Here is a 19,082-nt window from a genome sequence, read left to right on the forward strand (position 1 = left end):
GTCGCGCTCTGGAACCGACAATCTAGACCGAAGAATCGAAAACCCATGCCTGACGTAATTTTTACCGGACCCGAAGGCCGCCTCGAAGGCCGCTTCAGCCCAGGACCCCGTGACCGCGCGCCGGTTGCGATGATTTTGCATCCCCATCCGCAAGCGGGCGGGACGATGAACGACCGGATCACCCAGGCGATGTACAAGACATTCGTCAAGCGCGGCTTTGCCACCCTGCGGTTCAATTTCCGCGGCGTTGGCCGCTCCCAGGGCACATTCGATAACGGCATTGGCGAATTGTCCGATGCGGCGGCAGCTTTGGACTGGGTCCAGAGCTTCCATCCCGAAGCGCAGACCACCTGGATCGCCGGCTATAGTTTCGGTGCCTGGATCGGCATGCAGCTTCTGATGCGCCGTCCGGAAATCCGGGGTTTCATTTCGGTATCGCCGCCAGCCAATATGTACGATTTCAACTTCCTCGCACCCTGCCCGTCCTCGGGTATCATCATCCAGGGTGTGAACGACGAGGTTGTGACGCCAAGCGCGGTGCAGAAGCTGGTCGACAAACTGCGGACGCAAAAGCATATCACGATCCATCATGACGAGATCCCGCGCGCCAACCATTTTTATGAAAATGAAATGGATTTGCTGATGGGTTCGGTCGACAATTATCTCGACATGCGCCTCGCGCCGGATTCGCCGATCAAGTAGAACGCCAGCTAGTCGCCCGTTTGCGACGATCGAGGCTGATTATTCTCGGGTGTGGGAATCAACCAGATTCCGACATTGGCAAACATTACCCCGGCGGCCACCAGCATGAGCAAGCCCTGCTTCTTATTGGCGCCCTTGTACAATATATAGACTCCGCCAGCCAGCAATGCGGTACCGGCAAGCATGAGTATCGACAGGATCAGATCGGACATGCACAGGCGATTACCGCTGTGGCAGTGGGCTGACAATCAAATCTTTTGCTGATTGCCCCGGGCGATTGCGCGGGCAAGCGCCGGTTTCCCGGCAGCATTGCCACGCCGCAGCCGATGCTGTAGAACAGAAAAGGAACAGTAGGACAGGACCAACCCGGAACGGAACTGGCAACATGATCCCCGACCCTCCTCTGCTGATCATCGCTCCGGTGGCGGACGATACCGATTTGACCCAATTGCCTTGGTGCGCGGCGGCACGCGAGAGGCTGTCGGTCAACCGGAGCAAGTTCGAAAATCTGGAAATGGCAGAAGTGGTATTCGACGCCATGACCTTCCTTGTGTCTCGCCGGACGGCTGCGGAAACTGGGAGGCTATTGGCGAGTAAGGGCAGCGCAAGCCCGCAAGGCAATCCGCCCTGCCCTGACACCCCCTCCCTCGGAATCGCGCTGAGCGACAATCTGGAGAGCGCCCGGCACCTGCCGGCGGTCAACCATCGCCTGCTGCTGCTCGGCAAATGGATCGGCGAGAGCGTATCGGCGAACGCGGCGGCCTGGTTGCCATCCGGCGGACTTAGCGATTTTCCGGATTATTGTACCAGCGTCGAGCGGCTGCTGGCTGGCGGTCCCTTCCCCGCCGCGTTCCAGACATGGATCTCGAGAGCACCCGACGGCCATTTCCTGACCCGGGGACTCGGATATTTTGCCGGACAGGAAATCCGCCTGACTGCTCCGGCCGGCTATGATCTTGACGCAATCAGCGCGCGATTGGTGCCTGTCATCGACAATATCGCAACGCGTGGCAGAATAAATCGTCCGGCACGGATCGAGGGCATGGTTCAGGGAGAGATGCTGGCATTCACCCCCAGTGATGATCTTGGCCGGGTCGATATTGTAATCGAGAAGTCTCCTGTCACAGGCGACCCGGCCAAGATATAACCGGTGGCTAGGCGGCGGTCGGTGCCGCTTCCCGAACATTCTGGTCGACATGATCGGCAAATTGCTCGAAATTGTCGATGAACAATTTGACCAGCTTCTGTGCGGTTTCGTCATAGGCGCTTCCGTCAGCCCAGGTCGAACGCGGATCGAGGATCGCGCTGTCGACACCGGATACCGCGACCGGCACTTCGAAACCGAAATTCTCGTCGATCCGGAATTCGCCGTCGTTCAGGCTGCCGTCCAGAGCAGCATTCAGCAAAGCGCGGGTTGCCTTGATCGGCATCCGGTTGCCTTCGCCATATTTGCCGCCGGTCCAGCCGGTGTTGACGAGCCAGCAGCGCACACCGCCCTTGGCGATGCGCTCTTTCAGAAGATTGCCGTAAACCGAAGGATGACGCGGCATGAACGGTGCACCGAAACAGGTCGAGAACGTCGCTTCCGGTTCGGTTACGCCGATTTCCGTGCCGGCAACCTTGGCGGTATAGCCGGAGAGAAAATGGTACATGGCCTGTTCTGGCGTCAGCCGCGAGATCGGAGGCAGCACGCCGAACGCATCGGCCGTCAGCATGATGATATTTTTGGGAACCGGCCCCATATTTTCTTCCGACGCATTCGGAATGAAGTCGATCGGATAGGCACCGCGGGTATTTTCCGCCTTGCTGTTGTCGTCGAGATCGAGCTCGCGGGTTTCCGGGTCCATCACGACATTTTCCAGCACAGTACCGAACCGGCGGGTGGTTGCGTAAATTTCCGGCTCCGCTTCTTCGGAGAGACGGATCATCTTGGCATAGCAGCCGCCCTCGAAATTGAAGACCGCCGTATCCGACCAGCCATGTTCGTCATCGCCGATCAGAACCCGGCTGGCATCAGCCGAAAGCGTTGTCTTGCCGGTGCCCGAGAGACCGAAGAAAATCGCAGTATCGCCTTCCGGACCGATATTGGCCGAACAGTGCATCGGCATGACCGAATCCAGCGGCAGCAGATAGTTGAGCAGGCCGAACACCGACTTCTTCATTTCGCCGGCATAGGCCGTGCCGCCGATCAGGATCAGCTTCTCGGTCAGATTGACCGCGATGACCGTCTCGCTGCGCGTGCCGTGGCGCGCAGGATCAGCCTTGAAGCTTGGCAGGTCGATGATCGTATATTCCGGATCGAAAGCGGCCAGTTCGTCGGCTGTGGGCCGGACCAGCATGGTGCGGATGAACAGATTGTGCCAGGCGAGCTCGTTGATCACCCGGACGTTCACCCGATGCTCCGGCTGCGAACCGCCAAACAGATCCTGCACGAACAAAGTGTCTTTTTCTGACAGTGCGGCGAGGAAATCTTCCTTCAGCGCGGCAAAATGCGCCGGCGTCATGCCGACATTGGTCTTGCCCCACCAGACGCTGTCTTCGGTTTCGCCATCGCGGACGATGAACTTGTCATTGGCCGAACGACCGGTGTGCTTGCCGGTTTCGACAACCAGGGGACCGTCCTTGGCCAGATGCCCTTCACCACGGGAAACGGCAGCTTCCACCAATGCCGGTGCACCAAGATTCCAGTGCTGTTCGCCTGAATTGGTAAAACCCTGATCTTTTAACGTTACAGACGAAACTTTTGGCACTGATAATCCCCTATGGCTTGAAACAGGTTGAGGTAACGCCGACCCGGCGAATTTGAAATGGCGCTTACTGGACCCTGCCGAGTCGGTCAAATTTCTTCCCGCGACCTGACAAATTTTGAGGCATTCCGGCCAGTCCGCGACTCAGATATGTCAATATCGCTACCGACAAGCTATCTTGTAACCTACTATCCCATCCACTAGGTCACATCCAGCACAAGTGGCAAAGGAACGCGAAATAATGGCAGCCAATATTGCTCTTGTCGATGACGACCGCAATATCTTGACGTCCGTCTCGATCGCCCTGCAGGCCGAAGGCTTTGTAACCCGCGTATATTCGGACAGCGAGGCTGCCCTGCATGCGATATTGGAGAATCCGCCGGATCTCGCGGTCTTTGATATCAAAATGCCGAAGATGGACGGTTTGGAACTGCTCAGACGGGTCCGCGAAAAGTCGAACGTGCCGGTGATCTTTCTCACCTCCAAGGACGAGGAGCTGGACGAAGCGCTCGGCCTTGCAATGGGTGCTGACGACTATATCAAAAAGCCCTTTTCCCAACGGCTATTGATCGCACGCGTCCGATCGATCTTGCGACGGACGGATTTCCTGAAATCGGTTGACGAAGGTGCAGATGAAGAAGCCGCCGAGCCGCTGGTTCGCGGCAACCTGGAGATGGACCCGGCCCGCCATCTGGTCCGCTGGAAAGATCAGAATGTCACGCTGACGGTAACCGAATTCATGATTCTCGAGACACTGGCGCACCGGCCCGGTGTGGTTAAAAGCCGCAACCAGCTGATGGACGCGGCCTATCAGGATGATGTCTATGTCGATGACCGGACGATCGACAGTCATATCAAGCGATTGCGGCGCAAATTCCGCGAAGTCGATCCCGAATTTGACGCAATAGATACGCTATATGGAGCCGGTTATCGCTACACCGAATAGAGACGGGCAGGCGAATGACCGCGGCCTCTCGCTCCGCTGGTCGGCCAGGCTATCGCTGACAACCCGAATCCTCGTGGTCAATGTTCTGGCGATCGCGTTGCTTGCGGGCGGACTGTTCTATCTCAACAATTATCGCGACCGTTTGACCGAAGAACGACTCGTCCAGGCCCGAATGCAGCTGACCATCGTCGCCGACGCCCTGTCGGCGGTCGAGCCCGAGTATAAGAATCCGCTGATCCTTCAATTCTCCAGTCATCTCCATGCCCGCTTGCGGCTTTATGGGCCCGATGGCTCAAAGATCGTCGACAGCTTTACGCTGGCAGAACCGAACTATGCATTTATCGATCCGGAGACCGAACCGTTCCGCAAGGATTTGGCCCGGCTGCTGGACCGCACGATCGAGAGTCTGGTGTTCAGCGCGCCGATCCCGGAATTCAGCGAACCGGATGATGACATCGCCGGCGCATGGCCCGAACTGGTCGCTGCCTCCGGGAGCACCGAAGCGGTCAGCTCCGTCCACCTCGCACCAGACCGCACGCCGGTAATAGCGGCAGGAAAATCGCTGCCCGACGGGACCGGGACGATCCTGCTCACCGCAAATGCCCGCGATATCACGCGGATTGTCAGGGCCGAACGGTCCAGCGTGCTGCTGGTGATACTGGTGGCGGCGACGGTGTCGATATTGTTATCACTGTTTCTCGCCCGGACCATCGTTCAGCCGATCAGGAAGCTGGCCCATGCAGCCTTGCGCGTGCGCATGGGGCGATCCGACGAAATCGCCATCCCGCGCATGCCGGACCGGCGCGATGAAATTGGCCAGTTGAGCCGCGCGCTTTCCGATATGAGCAGCGCCTTGCGCTATCGCATCAATGCGACCGAGGCCTTCGCCGCCGACGTGAGTCACGAAATCAAAAACCCCCTCGCCTCGCTGCGTTCGGCGCTGGAGGGGCTGGAGCGGGTCAAGGATCCTGATCTGCAAAAACAGCTTCTCGACGTGGCCAATGACGATGTCCAGCGGATCGACCGGCTGATCAACGATATTTCCGATGCGTCCCGGGTCGATGCCGAACTGGCGCGGGCCAAGTTCGAACCGATTGATATCGGGAGCATGCTGGAACAGTTGCTCGCGGCGCGCGAACAGCGGACGTCCAATCTGGGCGTGCATATCGCTTTTGCCCGCCCGGCCAAGGATGTTGCCAGGGTGATGGGCGATGGTGGCCGTCTCGAGCGCGTATTCAGTAATCTTCTCGACAATGCGGTCTCCTTTTCGCCCGATGGCGGTCTGGTGGAGATATTGGCAACCCCCGACGGGGACGAGATTGTCATCCATGTCGCCGATCAGGGGCCGGGCGTTGATCCGGACCAGCGCGAACAGATTTTCCAGCGTTTTCATTCCGACCGCCCCGACGGCGAAGCCTTTGGCAAGCATAGCGGCCTCGGACTGGCGATCGCGAAAACGATTGTGGAAGGCCATCAGGGCACTATCCGGATATTGGATCGGCCGGGTGGACAATCAGGCGCCTGCTTTGAAGTCCGGCTGCCCAAGGCCAGAGGATGAAGGATAGCAATCAGAGCGAAGACCCGATGACGGTGCACGCGACTGCCGTTGCTCTTGCCGGCGCCGGTCTTCTGATTCGCGGCAAATCCGGTGCGGGAAAATCCGATCTCGCCCTGCGCCTGATCGACCGGGGCGCAACCCTGATTAGCGACGATCAGGTCGTGATCAGGCGCGAAGATCAAAAACTGTTGCTCGAGCCGCCGGCTCGGCTCGCCGGAAAGCTGGAAGTGCGTTCGCTCGGCATATGCGAGTATGACCATGTTTCCGGTGTCGGGCTAAAACTGGTCATCGACCTGCAGGACCAGGTGGAACGATATCCGATGGACAGACAGATCGTGATTTTGCTGGGCATGGAATTTCCATGCTGTACATTGGATGCTATGGAAGCGAGCGCAGCGATAAAGGCCGAACTGGCCATGCGACGCATAATGCAGGGCGCGAAAATATCATGAGCGAAAAACTCGTCAAACCGGTTCTGCTGGTCACCGGCCTGTCCGGCGCGGGCAAGTCAACCGCATTGAATACGCTGGAAGACATCGGCTGGGAAACGATCGACAATTTTCCGTTTCGCCTAGTCGAGCGCTTGTTGAAAACACCACCGTCCAGTTCCCGCGGGGACAGCGATCCGCCGCTGGCGATCGGATTCGACAGCCGGACCAGGGGATTTGAACCGGACAAGCTGGTCGAAAGCGTCAAACGCCTGCAGAACAAACAGGATTACCAGATCAGCACATTATATCTCGACTGTGCCGGCGGGGAACTGGAGCGGCGGTACAGCGAAACCAGAAGGCGGCATCCGCTGGCGCTCGATCGTCCGGCAAAGCAGGGCATCGCGCTCGAACGGACCATGCTTGCTCCGTTCCGCAGCTGGGCCGATCATGTAATCGACACCACCGACCTGACCGCCAATGACCTGCAGCGCGAGATCCGCCAGCAGTTCACCCTCGACAAGGATGCGGTCACCACGATCACCCTCACCAGCTTCGGCTTTTCCCGCGGTGTGCCCAATAATATCGACCTGCTGTTCGATGTCCGTTTTCTGGCCAATCCGTTCTGGGATCCGGCCCTCAAGCTGAAAACCGGACTGGACGCCGATGTCGCCGAATATATCGGCAAGGACCCCGCCTATCCCGAGGCGATTGACAAGATACTCGATCTCCTCGCATTCCTGCTGCCGCGCTATCAGGAGGCGGGCAAGGCCTATGTCAACATCGGTATCGGCTGCACCGGTGGACGCCACAGATCGGTACATGTTGCCGAGCGCCTGAGCAAAGACTTGCGTGCCAGCGGGTTTTCGCCCAATGTCCTGCATCGCAATTTGGCATCAAGGCCGATAGAAGCGCTCGAATCAATGCAGAAATCAAACGGAAACAGGGGAATTTAATCAAGTGATTGGATTGGTCCTCGTCACACATGGGCATCTTGCCACCGAGTTTGTCATCGCCATGGAACATGTGGTCGGCGCGCAAAAGGCGATCGCCGCCATTGGCATCGGTGCGCGCGACGACATGGAAGAACGGCGCCAAGAAATTGCCGACAGCGTCGCCAAGGTGGATTCCGGCGACGGAGTCATCATCCTGACCGACCTGTTCGGCGGAACACCTTCCAACCTCGCCATATCGCTCATGGAGAAGGGCAAGGTCGAAGTTATCGCCGGCGTGAATTTGCCGATGCTGATTCGCCTCGATGGCGCGCGCAAGTGCATGGACATCGTGTCCGCCATCGCCGCGGCCAAGGAGGCGGGTAGAAAATATATCAGCGTGGCTTCGGAAATATTGGGAAGCGATGCGTGAGCGAAGTCCGTAAAACTGTAGAGATTACAAACAATCGCGGCCTGCATGCCCGGGCGAGCGCAAAATTTGTAACCTATGTCAGCAAATTGCCGGAAGACCTCGACGTCCGGGTTGCCAAGGACGGCACCGAAGTGACAGGCACGTCGATCATGGGGTTGATGATGCTGGGCGCGGCCAAAGGCGACCATGTCGAGATCATAGTATCCGGCGACCAGGCAGAAAGCGCGCTGGAAAAACTGGCGGGCCTGATCTTTGACGGTTTCGGCGAAGACTGAAACCATGCGCCACCAGATTACCGGTTTTTCCAATCCGACCATCAAGCGGTTGCGAAGCCTGCGCGAGAAAAAGCATCGCAAGCGCGAGGGATTATTCCTCGCGGAAGGGCTCAGAATTCTGACAGAAGCACTGGAAAGCGGCAGAACCCCGAAAATACTCGTCGTGGTGGAAGATGTCGAACTGCATCCGCTGGCGCAAAAAATCGAAGCCGCGACGGTGGCCGCTGGCGGTGATGTGATCGAAACCAGCGAAGCCATTATCGCCAAGCTTTCCGGCAAATCAAACCCGCAATCGATCATCGGCATCTATCCGGACCATCCGGTTGCGCTGGCGGAACTGGACCGATCAGACTCAAATATCTGGCTGGTGGCGCAGGCGCTGCGCGACCCCGGCAATCTCGGGACGATATTGCGCACGGGAGACGCGGTGGGCGCGGGCGGGCTGATCCTGATCGACGATTGCGTTGATCCCTTTTCGGTCGAAGCGGTACGGGCGAGCATGGGCGCGGTTTTCACCCAGCAGATCACCCAGGCGCGCTGGCCCGATTTTTTGAGTTGGCTCCGTGAAGCTCCCGGCGAACTGGTCGGGACGAGCCTCAACACCGACAAGGACTATCAGTCCGTGCAATATCGATCGCCCACCTTCCTGCTGATCGGCAACGAGGCACAGGGTCTGCCGGAAGACTATGAAGCCGCCTGCGACACGCTGGTCAAGATGCCGATGATGGGCAAGGCCGACAGTCTCAACGCGGCAGTCGCTGCCTCGGTCATGGCCTATGAGGTGCTGAACCAGAACCGCCAGAGATAATTTGGCGTCTTCCGCCTCTCTGTGTTAGCTTGCGCGCGGAGGGGAAAAACATGAAAAAAATAGCAATATTGTCATCGCTCGCCGTGCTGGCACTTTCAGCCTGCGACGCACCTGCGGAAGAACCGCCAGTGGCCGAGGAAAAACTGGGTGACTATAACGCCATCGGCACCGAACCGGGCTGGACCGTCGATATCAAGGGAGAGGATATCGCGCTCACCTCCCAGGACGGGAAGGATTTCACGCTTGCTGTCCAGCGGATGAAGAAAACCGATGACGGCTGGGAGATCAAGGGCTTTTCCGACCTGCACAATATCAATATCTATATTACGACCGGTGCGGAATGCAGCGACGGCATGAGCGATCGCGTCTACGCCGATACGGTGAAGGTCGAAGCCAGCGAACATGGCACGCTGACCGGATGCGGTGGCGCCTTTACCGAGAGCGATGCAGGCCCTGCGGCCTAGAACCTATTCTGCGGTTTTCTGGCCGGGATCCCGGTCGTCCTCGATCAGTTTCTCGGCCACCGCTTCGCTATAGCGCGGCAGCGCCTCGATCTCGGGCACGGGGTCCAGTTCCTTCTTGCCCGTTTCGATCTGCAGCTCGGCAAACTTGCGACCGGTTGCCATGACATTGCGTTCGAAGCTGCCAACGAATTTATTATAATTGCCGACGGCGCTGCCGAGCCCCGAGCCCATGCGTTTGAGATGTTCGCCGGCGGTTGCCAGACGGTCATACATTTCCTTGCCCAGCTGGCCGATCTGCTTGGCTTCGGCTGCCATCTTCTCCTGGCGCCAGACACCGGCCACGGTGCGCGCAATCGCGACCAGATTGGTCGGCGTGGCCAGCAACACCTTCTTCTCGAAGGCATGGTCCCACAAGGCCGGTTCATGTTCGAGCGCGGCGGCGAGAAAATGCTCGCCGGGCACGAACATGATCACATAGTCCGGCGCTTCCTCAAACTGGTCCCAATAGGCCTTTTTCGACAGGCCATCGATATGCGCTTTCATCGAATTGCAATGACGCGCCATAGCGAAGCTGCGCGCTGCTTCATCATCCGCTTCGAACGCGTCCTGATAGTCGTTGAGCGAAACCTTGGCATCGATCACCAGCTTGCGTCCGCCGGGCACATTGATCACCGCATCGGGACGCAGACGGCCTTCATCTGTATCAATGCTCTGCTCGGTAACAAAATCGGTATGTTCGGACAGGCCACAGGTCTCGAGCACATTTTTCAGCTGTTGCTCGCCCCAGCGGCCACGTGATTTCGGCGCGTTGCGGAGGCTGTTGACGAGGCGCGCCGCTTCCTGCTGCACCCTGTCCTGCCCCTGCCGCACCTGTTCGATAGTGGCGGTAATTCCGGCATAGGATTCGGTCCGTTCCTTCTCGATCTTACTGATCGAGGCTTCATAGGTTGCCAGCCGTTCGTGCACCGGCTGCAGCAATTTGGCGATCTTCTCGCCACCCTTTTCACTGGCCTGGTCAAAGCGCTGGTCGGCGCGTTCGAGAAATTGCCGCTGGGCGGTTTCCAGCATTTTCGAGCCAATTTCGGAAAATTGCGCCGACAGCGCTCTTTCGCCTCGATCAGCTGCCGCATCTGCTTTTCATGATTGCGTGCGTCCGCCTGCAGCGCCGCCAGTTCGGTTCGCGCCGCGTCGCGTTCGTCACGTACCCCGTCCAGCGTTATCCGCAAGGCATCGGTGGCCTGTGCCGCTTCCTTGGCCGACTGCATCGCCTCTCTGGTCGCCTGCGCGGCATCTTTGGCGGGCTTGCCGCCGATAAACCAGCCGAGCGCCAGACCGCCCAGAAGAGCAATGACGATAGCGAAAATGACAATGACAGGGTCCAAAATGACTCTCTTTCCGATAAGAACGAAAAGGGAACCTAGGAGTGTTTCTCACAATAGGCAATACTCGTCGTGCCGTCTCTGCCGGAGCAGCTACAGCCCCTCACCTTCCAGTGCCATGGTCATGCGAAGGGGCCCTGAAACACGTTCAGGCTTGCAATGTTGCAACTGCATGAGACAGGAGGTTCGAGCCTATCAGGCCGCGATGCCATGTTCCTTGCGCAGCTTGGCAAGTTTCTTCAGCACCATCTGCCGCTTCAGCCGCGAGAGATGGTCAATGAACAAAATGCCCTCGAGATGATCCATCTCGTGTTGCAGACAGGTCGCGAGCATACCGTCGATCTGTTCTTCATATTGCTTGCCCTCGACATCCTGCCAGCGCGCGGTAATGGTCGCGGGCCGTTCGACATCGGCATATTGGTCAGGCACCGAAAGGCAGCCTTCCTGATAGACGTTCAGATCCTCGGACGGATCGAGAATTTCCGGATTGATGAACACGCGCGGATCATTGATCACGCCATGGTCATGGTCGCAATGTTCGCCATGTTCATGCTCATGCGGCGCCGGTTCCTGCAGATCAATCACCAGCACCCGCTTGGGCACACCGACCTGGATCGCGGCCAGACCGATGCCCGGCGCGTCATACATGGTGTCGAACATGTCCTTGACCAGCGTTTTCAGTTCGTCGTCAAACACGGTCACGGGTTCGGACACAATTTTCAGGCGCGGATCAGGCACCTCTAGGATCGGTAATATAGCCATGTCCCAAATTTAGGGATTCTGCCGGGATTCGTCAAGCTGCGAGGAATCGGGCTCTTGTTTCCGCGGCTATTCGACATCCGGGGGAAAAACGGATCGCATCGCGAGACAGCGCCGCAATCTGCCACCGGATAGCCGGCAATTCCAAGGCAAACAACAAAAAGGGCGTGCGGTTCATCGACCGAACCGCACGCCCTCCATTGGTCAGTTCCCAGGCTCTGGCCTAGAACTGCCCCCGCAAGGTGATACCATAGGTTCTTGGTTCGGCAAGAAACGCCGAATAGGTCTGCTGCGAAGCGACGAAGGGCGTGTTGAACGCAACCTGCGAATAGTCGACATCGAACAGATTCTGGACCCAGCCCTCGATTGCCCATCTGTCATCCGGGCCGCGAACGCCGAGGCGGGCATTGACCAGCGTGAAACCGTCCTGTTCCTTGCCGTATAGCAGGTCGGACCCGGTGTTATAATCGCTGGTCGTCCGGACGTTGACATAGAACAGGCCGGTCAGCCCGCTATTGCCGATGGGTGGCGTATAGGACAGCGACGCCGTGGCGGTGAGTTCAGGCGCGTTCGACAAATTGTCGCCGGGCAGCAGCCGCAAAGCCGGATCCAGCGCAGTACCATCATCTCGGCCGACCAGATCATTCTCATAGCTGGTATCGGTATAGGTCAGACCCATGGTGACATTGACATGCCGGACCGGGTCGATCGATGCTTCCAGTTCCACGCCCTGTGCGACAACGCCATATTTGACATCATCTGCACTGCAATTGCCGGTTGTACCGTCGGCATCAGTGTCTGCACCGTTCAGATCCGTGCTGCAGGCATTGATGTTCTGGACGAGAAAGACCGAACCGTTGAACGTGTTGAGCTGAAAATTGTCAAACTGCTGACGGAAGGCAGCAACGCTCAGCGAAAACTCCCGGCTCGTATATTTCGCACCAATTTCAAATGCATCCACCGTCTCCTGGTCAAACTGGAGATTGGCGGTGTCGCCGGTCAATGCGGGATTGCCAAGCGTCGAGCTGGTCAGCGCAGACCGGTCGAGGTTGAAGCCGCCAGCCTTGTAACCACGCGAGTAGCTGCCGTAAATCAGCAGATCGTCGGTCGGCTTGTAGGACAGGATCGCGGTACCGGTAAATTCGCTTTCGCTCCGGCTGTCGCTCAGCGTAACCCCGTCCAGCTCGGCGGTGGAATTGCCCTGACAGGACAGCCCGATCAGGCCGCCGGCCAATCCGGCCAACGGTCCGGAAAGCAGCGGCGTGAACAGCGAACGCTGGATCGGGCACATCGTATTGTCGTTGGAGAAGGCGGCGTTAAAATCCTTGGTCTCGTTGGTATAGCGCAGCCCAAGTGTCAGATCGAGATTGTCGGTGACATGGAAGATATTATGCGTGAAGAACGCAAAATTCTCGCTCTTCTGATTATAGACATCGAGCACAGTTCCCTTGTCATTGATCTGCGCCAGATTATCCAGACCGGCGAAAATCAGCGGCGTGGCAGCACCGAATGCCCCCGCTCCTCCATTTGCAGCCTGCAATGCAGCCCTGCCCCCGGCGCTCAGACAACCTGTGCTGGTCGGCGACGCAAGGGCGGGATTGACCGCATTGACGATCCGACAGGGCGCGAACGCTCCATATTGCGAACCGAAGCGGAGATTATCCCGCGTTTCAAGCTTTTCATTCGCGTAAAATCCACCGATCAGCCAGTCGAGCTTGTCGTCAAAGGCCGAGCCTTGCAACCGCAGTTCCTGGGTGAAGGTCTTGAACTCCCGGGCTCCGGCATTTTTGTTCGGCTCGCGGTACAGGATATCGATCTGCGTGTAGTCCGTGTCGGAAGCCTGGAAGTTTGAATATTCGCGATATCCGGTAATCGATGTCAGGTTCAGCGCGCCCAGTTCCGCATTGACCTCGATCGAAGCGCCAAAATCTTCCGTTTCGCCAGCATAGGACCGACCGGGCGTGACGTATATATCACGGTTAAACGTGCTCTGATTCAGAGCGTTGCTGTTCTGTCCCAGAGCCAGCAGCACCGGAATGATCGGGTTGGACGCATCGGTCAGAGCCGGTGCTCCGGGTGATGGCAGCGTGAAAGGGTCGAGACCTGCGCTCACCCGCGCCTGCTGGGCAAATTCCGGCTGGACAAAAGTCGCTGCACAGCAGGACTCGTCTTTCTTGGAATAGTCGCCAATCACGCGCACGGTCAGACCGTCATTGGGTTCGAACAACAACTGGCCACGGACGAGATAGCGGTCCTTGTTGTTGACATCGGTCCCGTTCACCACATCGTTGTAAAAACCGTCACGCTTTAGATAAACGCCATCGATGCGGGCGGCGATCGTATCGCTCAATGGACCGTTTATGCCGCCTTCCAGACGGATCTGGTCATAATTACCGTAGGTGGCGGACGCATGTCCGGAGAACCGGAATTCGGGCGCCGCCGTGGTGATGCTGATCATCCCGGCGGACGAATTGCGTCCGCCCAGCGTACCTTGTGGTCCCCGCAGCACCTCGATCCGCTCAATCGGACCCAGTTCACTCAGCGCATTACCGCTACGCGAACGATAAACGCCATCAACGAATACAGCCACCGAACTTTCCAAACCGGGATTGTCACCCACGGTACCGATGCCGCGAATTCGGGCGGAACCATTGGCCTCGTTACCGGTCGATGAAACCAGCAACGATGGCGCCAGCTGGTTGAGCTCGCGGATATCGCTGGTACCGCTTTGCTGCAATTGCTCCGCGCCGATGGCGGAAACGGCGATCGGAACATCGGACAGAACCTGTGCCCGGCCCTGCGCGGTGACCACAATCACATTGTCATCATAATTGCCCTGATCACTCCCGCTGGCCTGATCGGTCGATTCGGGTTGCGTCTGCGCATATACGGGGGCGGTTGCGATTGCCGCCACCGCGAACGCGCAGGCAGACAGCTTCAATGCTGGTTTCATGACATGCTCTCCTGAAAACTTCTTTTTATACTATCGCTTATGATAGCCATCGATTTTACATATGATAGCCAAATCGGCGGGCGTTGCGTCAATTTTCCGGCAACTGTTGCTTTATTGTCGATTTGACGCGTCTTGCGAAAGAATGAGACCGTGGCGCGAATAGCCGGTTTCTACGGCTGCAAAGCCGGACTGGCGCAAAATACGCTCCATAGAGGCTTGATCCAAAAGCCGTTTATTCTCGCTCACCCGATAATCGCAACCGGGAGTTTCGGCGAGGAAACAGGCTTTCCCCCGCCTGCTGCAAACGGATCGAAAGAAATCTAGTCGCTATGCACCGGCCTTCGGGACCGCAACGCTTGCGCCAAAGTGCCTTCGTCGAGATAATCCAGTTCGCCACCCACCGGTATGCCGTGCGACAACTGGCTGAGCCGGATCGGATAATTTTCCAGCCGCTCGGCAATATAATGGGCGGTGGTCTGCCCCTCGAGCGTGGCGTTCATCGCCAGCACCACCTCATCCACACCCCCGGCCTCGACCCGACGGATCAGGGTATCGATCCCGATGTCTTCCGGCCGCACACCGTCAAGCGCCGACAATTTCCCGCCGAGCACATGGAATTTTCCGGGGAAAAGCCGCGATCTGTCCAGCGCCCATAGGTCGGAAACCTCCTCGACCACGCAGATGGATTTGTCGTCGCGTCGCGGATCGCTGCAAATCTGGCAGGGATCCAGAGTGTCGACATTGCCGCAAATCGTGCAGGTCACCAGCTGCTGATCAACCCGTTCCATCGCCGCCAGAATCGGCTTCATCGCCGTTTCCGGACGTTTCAGCAGATACAGAACCGCGCGGCGCGCCGAGCGCGGGCCCAGACCGGGAAGCTTGGCGAGGGCCTGAACCAGATTTTCGATCTCTTGCGATGCCATGGCATAGTCATTAGGAGCAGCCGCACAAAACTGCCAAGCAGAAAATGCCTGCCCTGCAACACCGCGAGCCGATCTCGTCGTGGTCGAGCCGGAAGCGGATCACTTATTTGGAAGATAGTTTATGACGTCCGGCAATAAATCCCTGCGCATCGCCTTCATGGGGACCCCCGATTTTGCCGTACCGGCGCTGCAGGCATTGCACGAAGCGGGGCACGAGATTGCCGCCGTCTACTCGCAGCCTCCGCGCCGCGCCGGACGCGGCAAGAAGCTGTCCCCCTCCCCCGTCCAGCGTCTGGCGGAAGATCTGGGGATCGAAGTGCGGACGCCGGTGTCGCTGAAAAGCGAAGAAGAACAGGCCGCCTTTGCCGCGCTTGATCTGGATGTCGCTGTTGTTGCTGCTTACGGCCTCATCCTGCCGCAGGCGATACTGGACGCGCCGAAAATGGGCTGCCTCAATATCCACGGCTCGCTGCTTCCCCGCTGGCGCGGTGCAGCGCCGGTGCAGCGTGCCATTCTGGCGGGCGATGAAAAAACCGGAATCACCATCATGCAGATGGAAGCGGGTCTGGACACCGGACCGATGCTGCTGAAATCGACAACCCCGGTCGATGGCAAGACGGCCGGTGAACTGACCGGGGAACTGGCGAGAACCGGCGCGGAGTTGATGGTGCAATATCTGGCGTCGCCGGCTGATTATCCTGCCGAAGTGCAAGATGATGATCTGGCTACCTATGCGAGGAAGATCGAGAAACCGGAAGCGCGTCTGGACTTGGCACAGTCTGCCGCACAGGTCGAACGCCAGATCAGGGCCTTCACGCCTGTTCCCGGCGCCTTTTTTGAATATGAGGCAAATCGCTACAAGATTCTCGCGGCGCAGGTCCGCGATGCCGCAGGTACGCCAGGCGAAACTCTGGACAATCAATTGCTCATCGGCTGCGGTACCGGATCGATCCAGCCGGAAGTCATCCAGAAAGCGGGCAAACCGGCGATGGACCTCAAGGCCTTTCTCAACGGTACGAAAATCCCGAAGGGGACCAAATTGCAATGACCCGCTTCGCGATCACACTGGAATATGACGGCCGCCCGTTCATGGGCTGGCAGCATCAGGATCACGGCCCCAGCGTCCAGCAGGCGGTCGAACAGGCGATCCACAAGATCACCGGTCAGGACGTGCGTGTTTTTGCAGCCGGCAGAACCGACGCGGGCGTCCACGCGCTGGCGATGCGCGCGCATTTCGATCTGGATACAAAGCTGACACCCTTCCGGCTGAGCGAAGGCATCAATGCCGGCCTGCGCCCCCATCCGGTGGCGGTGCTGGCCTGCGACATTGTCGACGAGGAATGGCACGCCCGCTTCGCCTGCGAGGGCAGGCGCTATCTCTACAAGATTACCAACCGCCGCGCGCCGCTGACCTTCGACCGCGGGCTGAGCTGGCAGGTTGCCCCGGCACTCGACAGCGACGCCATGCACAACGCGGCGCAGGCGCTGACCGGCCAGCACGACTTCACCACATTCCGCTCGGTCCATTGCCAGGCGCAAAGCCCGGTCAAGACGCTCGACAGCATATCGGTCAGCCGCTTCGGCGAGGAAATTGAAGTCGAGGTCGCCGCCCGCTCCTTCCTGCATCATCAGGTTCGCTCGATCGTCGGTTGTCTGAAACTGGTCGGCACGGGCAAATGGACCACGGTGGATCTGAAAAACGCGCTGAAAGCGAGAGACCGCAATGCGCTCGGCTTCAACGCCCCGCCCGATGGTCTCTATTTTGTCGAAGCCATCTATCCGGAATGACCGTGCCCCAGCGCAGGCAGGGGCCCATCTCGGACCGGAGCAAACGGACGCACTGGCGAGAGATGGATTCCTGCCTACGCAGGAATACTATAGACCAAACAACCGCGACAGCGACCTGTCGAGCATCAGCAGTTGCCACAGCAAGCGGCTGTTGTCCGAGCGTCCGGTAATATGGTCATCGGCAATCCTGCCCATCGCCTCGCTGTCGAACCAGCCGGTCCGTGCCAGATTGCCACCACTGGCTATGTCGCGCGCCGTGTCGGCCAGCGGACCGCGAAACCATTGCGCGATCGGGGTCACAAAGCCCATTTTCGGCCGATAGAGAATATCGTTCGGAAGATAATGTTCCATCGATTTTTTCAGCAGATATTTGCCCTGCCCCTTGCGCACCCGCAAATTGGTCGGCAGCCTAGCGGCAAATTCCATCAGCCGGTAGTCGAGTAACGGTTCGCGCGCTTCCAGTCCGACCGCCATGCTGGTCCGGTCGACCTTGGTCAATATATCGCCCGGCAGCCACATTTTCATATCGGCATATTGCGCCTGGTCGAGTCCGTTCTGCGCCGGTGCCTTGTCCATCAGGTCGATCATCCGCTGTTCGGCCTGATAGTTGCCCAGGTCGCTGCGCATGCGGTCGGAATAAAGCAGCTGTCTTGCCGATGGCGTGGTCACGCCAACCGCCTCGGCATAGCCTTCCGGCCCGGTCCGGGCCAGCGAGAGCAAAGTCGACTTGGCGCGAAACGGACGCGGGGCCCAGTCGGCCTTGGGATAGACCGATCCCAGCCAGCCAAAGGCCGGTCCGCGAAAAGATTGTGGCAACAGCCCCCTCACCCGCTCTTCGGCATGGTGAAACACATGGCGGCGATAGCCTGCCATTGCCTCGTCGGCACCATCTCCGGACAGCGCCACCGTGACGGTCTCGCGCGCCAGTTCGCACACCCGGTAGGTGGGCAAAGCAGAGGCATCGGCAAAGGGTTCGTCGAAATGGTCGGCGAGCGTATCGATCAGGCCGAAATCATCCGCCGCCACAATGCGTTTGCGATGATCGGTCCGGAATCGTTCCGCGACCTGTCGGGCATAGCCGGTCTCGTCGAGCGACTGCTGGTCGAAACCGATCGAACAGGTCTTGACCGGCCGCCGGCTGTGCTCCGCCATCAGCGCGACCACGGCGCTGCTGTCAACCCCGCCGGACAGAAAGGCGCCCAGCGGCACATCCGCAACCATCCGCGAGCCTACGGCCTGTTTGAGCAGGTTCACCAGCTCCTCTTCCAGCGCACTTGCCGAAGCCTTGTGTCGCTGGCTGAAATCCATATCCCAATATTGCACCGGTGCTGGTTCCGGCCTGCCCTGCTCGAGCAAAAGATAATGCCCGGCAGGCAGCTTCTTCACGCCCTTCAGAAGCGAAGTCTGGTCCGGGACATAGCCAAAGGCGAGATAGTCATCGACCGCTCGCAAATTGGGCTCGCGGCGCAGCAAGGGATTGGCGAGCAAGGCTTTCAGTTCCGAACCGAACAACAGGCTGCCGTCGGAAACCCGCGCGTAGAACAACGGCTTCACGCCAAGCCGGTCGCGGGCCAGAAACAATTGGCGGCTGCGCTGGTCGTAGAGCGCGAAAACAAACATGCCGTTCAGCCGCTTCAGGCACTCGACGCCCCATTGCCGCCAGGCATAGAGGATGACCTCGCTGTCACTACTGGTCGCAAACTGGTGGCCCAGCCCCTCCAGCTCGGCCCGAACCTCGCGGAAGTTGTATATCTCACCGTTGAAACTGAGCACCTGCGCTTCGTCGGCCGTCAGCATCGGCTGCGCGCCGCCTTCCAGATCGATGATCGACAGTCTGCGATGGCCAAGCCCGACGCCCGGCGCGGTCCAGATACCCGATCCGTCCGGGCCGCGATGGGCGATGCTGTCGGTCATCTTGCGCAGCCGATCGGGATCGACCGGTTTCGCCGTCTCCAAATGAAATATACCTGCAATGCCGCACATAGAT

At 58.7% G+C, this 19,082-nt stretch carries 20 protein-coding genes; 13 read left to right on the forward strand and 7 right to left on the reverse strand.

What is annotated here, in order from left to right; all coding sequences use genetic code 11:
- Positions 1-45: 45 nt before the first annotated feature.
- Positions 46-702 (forward strand): alpha/beta hydrolase, encoded by a 657-nt coding sequence (locus ACHZCJ_RS03995; protein WP_089132528.1) that lies wholly within the window; start codon positions 46-48, stop codon positions 700-702.
- A gap of 8 nt (positions 703-710) precedes the next feature.
- Here ACHZCJ_RS03995 and ACHZCJ_RS04000 read toward each other — a convergent pair whose 3' ends face one another.
- Positions 711-914 (reverse strand): hypothetical protein, encoded by a 204-nt coding sequence (locus tag ACHZCJ_RS04000; protein WP_321324080.1) that lies wholly within the window; start codon positions 912-914, stop codon positions 711-713.
- Between the two features lie 173 nt (positions 915-1,087).
- Between ACHZCJ_RS04000 and ACHZCJ_RS04005 the strand changes: the two genes are divergently transcribed.
- On the forward strand, positions 1,088-1,849 hold the full coding sequence (locus tag ACHZCJ_RS04005) for a hypothetical protein (RefSeq protein ID WP_321324082.1): 762 nt from the start codon (positions 1,088-1,090) through the stop codon (positions 1,847-1,849).
- A gap of 7 nt (positions 1,850-1,856) precedes the next feature.
- Here the strand turns inward: ACHZCJ_RS04005 and ACHZCJ_RS04010 are convergent, their stop codons facing one another.
- On the reverse strand, positions 1,857-3,452 hold the full coding sequence (locus ACHZCJ_RS04010; RefSeq protein ID WP_159642203.1) for a phosphoenolpyruvate carboxykinase: 1,596 nt from the start codon (positions 3,450-3,452) through the stop codon (positions 1,857-1,859).
- Positions 3,453-3,690: 238 nt separating this feature from the next.
- On the opposite strand from ACHZCJ_RS04010, the gene ACHZCJ_RS04015 reads away from it, so the two are divergent.
- From ACHZCJ_RS04015 to ACHZCJ_RS04050, 8 genes are read left to right on the forward strand one after another with little or no spacing between them, the layout of a single operon-like run.
- Positions 3,691-4,395: a response regulator transcription factor gene (locus ACHZCJ_RS04015; RefSeq protein ID WP_159642201.1), complete on the forward strand. Its 705-nt coding sequence runs from the start codon at positions 3,691-3,693 to the stop codon at positions 4,393-4,395.
- Positions 4,367-5,953, forward strand: coding sequence for an ATP-binding protein (locus ACHZCJ_RS04020; protein WP_321324086.1), 1,587 nt, complete (start codon positions 4,367-4,369; stop codon positions 5,951-5,953). Before ACHZCJ_RS04015 ends, ACHZCJ_RS04020 begins: the two co-directional genes overlap by 29 nt.
- Entirely contained in the window at positions 5,950-6,405 is a 456-nt protein-coding gene (locus tag ACHZCJ_RS04025) for an HPr kinase/phosphatase C-terminal domain-containing protein (RefSeq protein WP_321324088.1), read from the forward strand. Before ACHZCJ_RS04020 ends, ACHZCJ_RS04025 begins: the two co-directional genes overlap by 4 nt.
- Complete coding sequence (gene rapZ, locus ACHZCJ_RS04030) at positions 6,402-7,337, forward strand: RNase adapter RapZ (RefSeq protein ID WP_159642197.1); 936 nt, start codon at positions 6,402-6,404, stop codon at positions 7,335-7,337. Before ACHZCJ_RS04025 ends, rapZ begins: the two co-directional genes overlap by 4 nt.
- Before the next feature lie 4 nt (positions 7,338-7,341).
- Positions 7,342-7,746 carry a PTS sugar transporter subunit IIA gene (locus ACHZCJ_RS04035; protein ID WP_159642195.1) on the forward strand — a complete coding sequence of 135 codons (405 nt, stop codon included), beginning with the start codon at positions 7,342-7,344 and terminating at the stop codon, positions 7,744-7,746.
- Positions 7,743-8,021: an HPr family phosphocarrier protein gene (locus ACHZCJ_RS04040; RefSeq protein WP_321324089.1), complete on the forward strand. Its 279-nt coding sequence runs from the start codon at positions 7,743-7,745 to the stop codon at positions 8,019-8,021. The genes ACHZCJ_RS04035 and ACHZCJ_RS04040 overlap by 4 nt, the downstream gene beginning before the upstream one ends.
- Before the next feature lie 4 nt (positions 8,022-8,025).
- Positions 8,026-8,829, forward strand: a complete 804-nt coding sequence (locus ACHZCJ_RS04045) for an RNA methyltransferase (RefSeq protein WP_321324090.1) — start codon at positions 8,026-8,028, stop codon at positions 8,827-8,829.
- A 50-nt stretch (positions 8,830-8,879) separates the two neighbouring features.
- Positions 8,880-9,293 (forward strand): hypothetical protein, encoded by a 414-nt coding sequence (locus ACHZCJ_RS04050; protein ID WP_321324093.1) that lies wholly within the window; start codon positions 8,880-8,882, stop codon positions 9,291-9,293.
- A 3-nt stretch (positions 9,294-9,296) separates the two neighbouring features.
- Here ACHZCJ_RS04050 and ACHZCJ_RS04055 read toward each other — a convergent pair whose 3' ends face one another.
- On the reverse strand, positions 9,297-10,361 hold the full coding sequence (locus ACHZCJ_RS04055; protein WP_321324095.1) for a DNA recombination protein RmuC: 1,065 nt from the start codon (positions 10,359-10,361) through the stop codon (positions 9,297-9,299).
- A 71-nt stretch (positions 10,362-10,432) separates the two neighbouring features.
- Here ACHZCJ_RS04055 and ACHZCJ_RS04060 point away from each other — a divergent pair, with 71 nt between their 5' ends.
- Positions 10,433-10,714, forward strand: coding sequence for a hypothetical protein (locus tag ACHZCJ_RS04060; RefSeq protein ID WP_321324097.1), 282 nt, complete (start codon positions 10,433-10,435; stop codon positions 10,712-10,714).
- Positions 10,715-10,867: 153 nt separating this feature from the next.
- Here ACHZCJ_RS04060 and def read toward each other — a convergent pair whose 3' ends face one another.
- The 3 genes from def to recR form a co-directional block, all read right to left on the reverse strand.
- Positions 10,868-11,434 (reverse strand): peptide deformylase, encoded by a 567-nt coding sequence (def, locus tag ACHZCJ_RS04065; protein WP_321324100.1) that lies wholly within the window; start codon positions 11,432-11,434, stop codon positions 10,868-10,870.
- Between the two features lie 220 nt (positions 11,435-11,654).
- Positions 11,655-14,384 carry a TonB-dependent receptor domain-containing protein gene (locus ACHZCJ_RS04070; protein ID WP_321324101.1) on the reverse strand — a complete coding sequence of 910 codons (2,730 nt, stop codon included), beginning with the start codon at positions 14,382-14,384 and terminating at the stop codon, positions 11,655-11,657.
- 320 nt (positions 14,385-14,704) lie between these two features.
- Positions 14,705-15,307 carry a recombination mediator RecR gene (gene recR, locus ACHZCJ_RS04075; protein ID WP_159642181.1) on the reverse strand — a complete coding sequence of 201 codons (603 nt, stop codon included), beginning with the start codon at positions 15,305-15,307 and terminating at the stop codon, positions 14,705-14,707.
- 142 nt (positions 15,308-15,449) lie between these two features.
- On the opposite strand from recR, the gene fmt reads away from it, so the two are divergent.
- Together fmt and truA are read left to right on the forward strand one after the other, a co-directional pair.
- Positions 15,450-16,355, forward strand: coding sequence for a methionyl-tRNA formyltransferase (fmt, locus tag ACHZCJ_RS04080; RefSeq protein ID WP_321324987.1), 906 nt, complete (start codon positions 15,450-15,452; stop codon positions 16,353-16,355).
- On the forward strand, positions 16,352-17,095 hold the full coding sequence (gene truA / locus ACHZCJ_RS04085; protein ID WP_321324104.1) for a tRNA pseudouridine(38-40) synthase TruA: 744 nt from the start codon (positions 16,352-16,354) through the stop codon (positions 17,093-17,095). The genes fmt and truA overlap by 4 nt, the downstream gene beginning before the upstream one ends.
- A gap of 87 nt (positions 17,096-17,182) precedes the next feature.
- Here the strand turns inward: truA and ACHZCJ_RS04090 are convergent, their stop codons facing one another.
- Positions 17,183-19,078, reverse strand: coding sequence for an XrtA/PEP-CTERM system amidotransferase (locus tag ACHZCJ_RS04090; protein WP_321324106.1), 1,896 nt, complete (start codon positions 19,076-19,078; stop codon positions 17,183-17,185).
- Positions 19,079-19,082: the final 4 nt, after the last annotated feature.

This window comes from uncultured Parasphingorhabdus sp. (assembly GCF_963677535.2).
Lineage (GTDB): Bacteria > Pseudomonadota > Alphaproteobacteria > Sphingomonadales > Sphingomonadaceae > Parasphingorhabdus.

Coding starts and splice junctions, on each gene's coding strand:
- ACHZCJ_RS04050 (WP_321324093.1), top strand. CDS start 8,880: ATGAAAAAAATAGCAATATTGTCATCGCTCGCCGTGCTGGCACTTTCA.
- ACHZCJ_RS04015 (WP_159642201.1), top strand. CDS start 3,691: ATGGCAGCCAATATTGCTCTTGTCGATGACGACCGCAATATCTTGACG.
- ACHZCJ_RS04025 (WP_321324088.1), top strand. CDS start 5,950: ATGAAGGATAGCAATCAGAGCGAAGACCCGATGACGGTGCACGCGACT.
- recR (WP_159642181.1), bottom strand. CDS start 15,307: ATGGCATCGCAAGAGATCGAAAATCTGGTTCAGGCCCTCGCCAAGCTT.
- truA (WP_321324104.1), top strand. CDS start 16,352: ATGACCCGCTTCGCGATCACACTGGAATATGACGGCCGCCCGTTCATG.
- def (WP_321324100.1), bottom strand. CDS start 11,434: ATGGCTATATTACCGATCCTAGAGGTGCCTGATCCGCGCCTGAAAATT.
- ACHZCJ_RS04045 (WP_321324090.1), top strand. CDS start 8,026: ATGCGCCACCAGATTACCGGTTTTTCCAATCCGACCATCAAGCGGTTG.
- ACHZCJ_RS04020 (WP_321324086.1), top strand. CDS start 4,367: ATGGAGCCGGTTATCGCTACACCGAATAGAGACGGGCAGGCGAATGAC.
- ACHZCJ_RS04090 (WP_321324106.1), bottom strand. CDS start 19,078: ATGTGCGGCATTGCAGGTATATTTCATTTGGAGACGGCGAAACCGGTC.
- ACHZCJ_RS03995 (WP_089132528.1), top strand. CDS start 46: ATGCCTGACGTAATTTTTACCGGACCCGAAGGCCGCCTCGAAGGCCGC.
- ACHZCJ_RS04005 (WP_321324082.1), top strand. CDS start 1,088: ATGATCCCCGACCCTCCTCTGCTGATCATCGCTCCGGTGGCGGACGAT.
- ACHZCJ_RS04000 (WP_321324080.1), bottom strand. CDS start 914: ATGTCCGATCTGATCCTGTCGATACTCATGCTTGCCGGTACCGCATTG.
- ACHZCJ_RS04070 (WP_321324101.1), bottom strand. CDS start 14,384: ATGAAACCAGCATTGAAGCTGTCTGCCTGCGCGTTCGCGGTGGCGGCA.
- rapZ (WP_159642197.1), top strand. CDS start 6,402: ATGAGCGAAAAACTCGTCAAACCGGTTCTGCTGGTCACCGGCCTGTCC.
- ACHZCJ_RS04060 (WP_321324097.1), top strand. CDS start 10,433: ATGATTGCGTGCGTCCGCCTGCAGCGCCGCCAGTTCGGTTCGCGCCGC.
- ACHZCJ_RS04055 (WP_321324095.1), bottom strand. CDS start 10,361: ATGCTGGAAACCGCCCAGCGGCAATTTCTCGAACGCGCCGACCAGCGC.